This window comes from Lutibacter sp. TH_r2 (assembly GCF_033101135.1).
Lineage (GTDB): Bacteria > Bacteroidota > Bacteroidia > Flavobacteriales > Flavobacteriaceae > Lutibacter.
In genome coordinates this window covers 73673-79672 of the sequence record NZ_JAWMPV010000007.1, presented here as the reverse complement: position 1 = coordinate 79672, position 6000 = coordinate 73673, and the positions used below count along the sequence as shown (strand labels likewise).

Sequence of the window (6000 nt, the reverse complement as noted above, 5' to 3'; positions counted from 1 at the left end):
GAACGCTCCATCAGTTCCTGGCTCTGCTGCATCTGGTGTTGATGCTACTACTGATACAGTAGGTGCCGCTGTTAAATCTATTATTGACCCATCTCCTATTAAATCCGTATCAGTAATTTCTAAATTAATAGTCTCAATGTTCACATTTGAAAGAACTACTTGATAAGTTTCATTAGTTTGTTCATAAACATTATCCGTATTAATAGTTACAGGAATATTAACTGTAGTTGAGTTTGCTGGAATAGTATAAATTGCATTTGTTATAGCCACATAATCTCCAGGCGATACTGCCGAACCATCAACTGTATTAACAGTAAATGTCACAGGATATATATATGTGTTACTCAATTCAACAACAAAAGTTGCTGTATTACCTTCCTCTATATTTAATTGATCATTAATACTTATTGTTGGCAATTTAGGGTTAACATTTACTTTTACAGTAAAAGCTATACCTGCACAATCATCTATTGATGTCGGTGTAACTGTATAGACTACTTGTTGAACTGTACCTGTTAGATTAGTTAAAGTATCTGTAATATTACTTGCTGTACTTACTGTTGTTGTTTCTCCAACAATATTTACATTGTCAACTGCTTGCCAACTAAATTCTACTCCTGTTAAATCAACATTGTTTGACAAATCATCATTTAATGTATTTCCACTATCAATAGTGTACTCGTCATTTGTACCTTGTGGCACTGAATTTACTGTTACGGTAGCTACATTACTTGTTGCTGTTGAACAATCACTACTTGCAACTGCATAGTAATAAAATGTTCCGGCTGTTGAACCATCTGGTGTGTAAGTTGCACTTGTTGCACCACTTATTAATGTTCCATCAGTTGTATTTGCACTTGTATTGCTATACCATTGGTAAGAAACAGCTCCTGTTCCACTTGCTCCAACTGTTAAATCAGCAACTGTTGATCCTGCACATACTGCTGATGGATTTGTTGGTTGTGTTGTAATTGCTGTATTTGGATTAACTACAACTGTTGCAATTGAACTTGTTACATTTAAACAAACACCTGTAACTTCTACATAATAATATGTTGTCCCTACTGAACTTACATCTGGTATGTAACTTAAAGAATTAGTTCCTACTGCTGTTCCTCCTGTTGTACTGTTGGTTGTATTGCTATACCATTGGTAACTTAAAGTTCCTGTTCCACTTGCTGTTACACTTAATGCTGTTGCTGTATCTCCTGCACAATATGTTGATGAACTAGTTGGTTGAGTAGTAATCTCTGTATTTGGATTAACTACAGCCGTTGCACTTATGTTTGAAACAGATGTACTATTACCTGAATAAATATTTTTAACTGAATCTATAGTTAATGTAGCGTCTGAAATTGCATCTTCAACAGTTACTGTTGCTTCTCCTGAATCATTTAAAATTACTGTTCCTGATGAAGCACCTGAATAAGTAATAATATTTCCTGACGTACCTGTAATATTAAAAATCACATCTTCCTCATAACAAACATCTTCCGTTGTAATTTCTGGCTCACTATCAACATATACTGTTACAGTAGCTGTATCACAAATACCTTCATTTGGTTCTGGTAAACAAATTTGATATGTAAATGTATAAACACCAACAAAATCATCTTTTGGTATTAACTCAAATGATCCATCCATATTAACAGTAACGGATACATCATCATTTGGGTCAATAGTATCCTCAACTAATGAATATGTTGATCCAATTGGAGTTGTTGAACTATTATCTAATTGACCATTTAAAGTTTGATTTTCTATTGTAGAACCTGTTTGTTCCTGTGCATATTTTTGTAAAATAAAAAATTTACCATCTCCATGATCTCTTGTAGCTCCAACAAATTTTATTTCAGTAATTTGAGAACCAGTAGGTGCAATTTCACTCAACTCAAATAAAGCAATAGCTATTGATTGTCTATTATAATGCTGACGACCAGAAGACCAATAATCAGAATTAGTTACTGGAGCAGTAACATTAGCAGTTGTTAAATTACCACCTGTTCTAACAAAAGTATCTCCCAACTTTTGCTCACTACCTCCAGCCGCAGGAATACCCCACAACTCAACATAATAACTATTATTACCTCCTCTTTCTGTAACAGCTAAAATACCTCCAGTATTTGAAGGAATTGCAGGATCATAATAAATAGCTTGTATTTGAGCAGTAGTGTCTACAGCCACTGCATCAAAATCATTATTAAAATTTGTACCATTAGGATTGGCTGTAAAATAATGATTTAAATCTTTATCCTGAAACGCTGATAAAGCAGCAGTATCCCATGTATTAGAATCATAAATATCATCTGTTGCCGTGCTACTAGTAGTAGGACTTTCAGGAGTATTACCATCTATAATACCATTTGAACCGTGACCACCAGTTGTACCAACTCTTGTTAATTGATAATATGAAGGAACTGCAAATTGGTCATACAAAACACCATCAATAGTAAAACTTTTAATAGTTGCTGGGTCTTCATCAACAGACTGAGTATCTTCCCACTGAAATGTAACTCCAGTTCTAATACTCGCTTCTTGTACTCCAATTTGGGAAAAACCCTTAACTCCAACTAATAAAAATCCTAATAGGATAACTATTTTTAAATTTATTTTTGAGTAATGTTTTAAATTCATAATGAATGAAATTTTGTTAACATAAATATTTTACATAATAATAGAGCCAACTCTAAAGCAAAAACAAACATTTTGCTTATTTATTGAAGTTTATTCTATTATAAATTTACTTTATTAATATGGGGAAACTAATTTATCCGTGGGGACAGATTATATAATTTCTTTTGCAAATATAATACATATGTACTAAACGAATTCTTCAATTTTATTAATTGTTACGTATATTTAACAAATGGAAAATTTTAAAGAATAAATGGAGTTCAATATTCACAAAATAAATGCGTAGCTCCTATTTTTTTCAAACAATTTAGACTTTTAACACCTATTATTATAATCTAAAAAACTTTTAAATTGTAGCACTTAAAATCTTAACCAGATACCATCTACGAAACCCTTGTAGTTAAAAAAATATTGCTATAATTATAAGTCTTAAATTCAAAAATACTACTTTTGCGAATCTACTAAATTTAATTTTATTAAATAATAATGAAAAAATTTACTAAAAACACTTACATCAATTGGTATAAGGATATGTTATTTTGGAGAAAATTTGAAGACAAATTAGCTGCACTTTACATCCAACAAAAGGTAAGAGGATTCCTTCATTTATATAATGGTCAGGAAGCCGTTTTAGCAGGTGCTTTGCACGCAATGAAAGAAAACGATAAAATGATTACTGCTTACCGTAATCACGTACAACCAATTGGTTTAGGTGTTGATCCAAAAAGGATTATGGCCGAACTATTAGGAAAAGATACTGGAACCTCGAGAGGTATGGGTGGTTCAATGCATATTTTTTCTCCTAAACACAATTTTTATGGTGGACACGGAATTGTTGGTGGACAAATTCCTTTAGGAGCTGGTTTAGCTTTTGCTGATAAGTATTTTGAACGTGATGGAGTTACTTTAACCTATTTTGGTGATGGTGCTGCACGTCAAGGATCGTTACACGAAACTTTTAATATGGCTATTAATTGGAAACTTCCTGTAGTATTTGTTTGTGAAAACAATGGATATGCAATGGGAACTTCAGTTGAAAGAACTGCCAACCACGATGATATCTGGAAACTTGGTTTAGGGTACGAAATGCCTTGTGGACCTGTAGACGGTATGGACCCTGTTGCAGTAGCTGAAGCCATGCATGAAGCTATTGAAAGAGCAAGACGAGGAGATGGACCAACTTTATTAGATATTAAAACCTATAGATATAGAGGACATTCAATGAGTGATGCTCAACATTATAGAACAAAAGAAGAAGTTGAAGAATACAAAAAAATAGATCCAATTTCACAAGTTTTACAAGTAATTAAAGACAAAAAATATGCGTCTGAAGATGAAATAAAAGCTTGGGATAAAGAAGTTAAAGATAAAGTTGCTGAATGTCAGAAATTTGCAGAAGAATCTCCATTCCCAGACAAACAACTTTTATACGATATAGTTTACGAACAAGAAGATTATCCATTTTTAAAACATAGATAATGGCAGAAATTATTACAATGCCCCGATTAAGTGATACAATGACAGAAGGAGTTGTAGCAGAGTGGTTAAAAAAAGTAGGTGATAAAATTGAAGAAGGAGATATTTTAGCTCAAATTGAAACTGACAAAGCAACTATGGAATTTGAATCTTTTAACGAAGGTTATTTATTACATATTGGATTGCAAGAAGGTGAAACAGCACCTGTTGATAGCTTATTAGCAATTATTGGTGAAAAAGGTGAAGATATTTCTGCTTTATTAGCTGAAGGTGCTAATGCAGCTCCAGTTAACGAAGATACTCCAGCACCAGCTACTGAAGAAGTGGCTGCTCCAGCAAAATCTGAACCAGAAACTGAAGCCTTTGTTGTTCCAGATAACGTTACCGTAGTTACAATGCCGCGTTTAAGTGATACTATGACGGATGGTACGGTAGCTTCTTGGATGAAAAAAGTTGGTGACACAGTTGCTGAAGGAGATATTCTTGCAGAAATTGAAACAGATAAAGCTACAATGGAGTTTGAGTCTTTTAACGAAGGTACTTTACTATACATTGGATTACAAGAAGGAGAAAATGCACCCGTGGATTCTTTATTAGCTATTATTGGTGAGGCAGGAACTGATGTAACCGCAGTAGTATCTGGGTTTACAAGTGCCGCTCCTAAAGCTGAAAAAACAGAAGCTCCTGTTGCTGAAAAATCTGCTCCGGTTGAAGATAAAAAAGCTCCTGCTGCTAAAAAAGAATCAACTACTGCTACTAAAAAAATTAGCGCTATTAATTCTGAAAACGGGCGTATTATAGCTTCTCCTTTAGCGAAAGCTTTAGCAGAAGAAAAAGGAATAAATTTAGCTAAAGTTGTTGGAACTGGTGAAGGTGGAAGAATTGTAAAAATTGATATTGAAAATTACAATCCTGTTGTTGAAGTTGAAAATTCTAACGCAACAGTTACAGCAGCTCCTGTAGGAGAAATTAGTAAAACAGAAGTAAAAAATTCGCAAATGCGTAAAGCAATTGTTAAAGCACTAGACCACTCTCAAAATACCGCGGTTAACTTCACAGTTACTATGGATATTGATATGGACAATGCTATTGCTTCTAGAAAGTTAATAAACTCAATACCAGACACTAAAGTTTCATTTAATGATTTAGTTGTAAAAGCTACAGCTATGGCATTAAAATTACACCCACAGGTTAATACAGAGTGGACTAATGAACAAACTATCTACAACAACCATATTTCTGTTGGTGTAGCAGTAGCTATTGAAGACGGATTAGTAGTACCTGTAATTCCTTTTACTGATACTAAAAGTTTAACTCAAATTGGTGCTGAAGTAAAAGATTTAGCAATAAAAGCTAAAAACAAAAAGTTAACTCCAGATGAAATGTCTGGTTCTACTTTTACAGTTTCTAACCTTGGTATGTTTGGTGTAGATCACTTTACTTCTATTATAAACCAACCAAATTCAGCTATTTTATCTGTAGGTGGTATTAAACAAAAGCCTGTAGTTAAAAATGGAGAAATTGTTGTTGGAAATATAATGACATTAACATTAGCTTGTGATCACAGAACAATTGATGGTGCCGTTGGTGCAGCATTTATGAATACTTTAAAACAGTATATTGAAAATCCAGTTACTATGATTGCATAGTTAATTACTTAAAATAAATTTTAAAACCCATTGTTTAAAACAATGGGTTTTTTATTACCCTTAAAACATTTATAAGATATAATTATAGTTATTGAAATTTTAATAAATAAATACTATAGATAATGATTAAAATATAAGAGATTTAAAGAGTTTTTAAAAAACAATAAAGGAAAGTGTTAACTTGAAATAAATAGACTATAAAAACACTTAAAACAGCCTCGCGTATTATTTTTTATAAAAA

3 protein-coding genes are annotated in these 6000 nt (G+C 32.7%); 2 read left to right on the top strand and 1 reads right to left on the bottom strand.

Translation table 11 applies throughout. The annotated features are described in order from the left end of the window. Nucleotides 1–2634, bottom strand: a 2634-nt coding sequence (locus tag R3X25_RS14985) for a PKD-like domain-containing protein (protein WP_317675780.1), incomplete at its 3' end; no start/stop codon positions are given. Between the two features lie 486 nt (nucleotides 2635–3120). Here R3X25_RS14985 and pdhA point away from each other — a divergent pair. Together pdhA and R3X25_RS14975 are read left to right on the top strand one after the other, a co-directional pair. Further along, entirely contained in the window at nucleotides 3121–4113 is a 993-nt protein-coding gene (gene pdhA / locus R3X25_RS14980; protein WP_317675779.1) for a pyruvate dehydrogenase (acetyl-transferring) E1 component subunit alpha, read from the top strand. Continuing rightward, on the top strand, nucleotides 4113–5759 hold the full coding sequence (locus R3X25_RS14975) for a pyruvate dehydrogenase complex dihydrolipoamide acetyltransferase (protein WP_317675778.1): 1647 nt from the start codon (nucleotides 4113–4115) through the stop codon (nucleotides 5757–5759). Before pdhA ends, R3X25_RS14975 begins: the two co-directional genes overlap by 1 nt. Nucleotides 5760–6000: the final 241 nt, after the last annotated feature.

Bases quoted from the DNA above. Each gene is read 5' to 3' on its own strand.
- pdhA (WP_317675779.1), top strand. From the start codon at position 3,121: ATGAAAAAATTTACTAAAAACACTTACATCAATTGGTATAAGGATATG.
- R3X25_RS14975 (WP_317675778.1), top strand. From the start codon at position 4,113: ATGGCAGAAATTATTACAATGCCCCGATTAAGTGATACAATGACAGAA.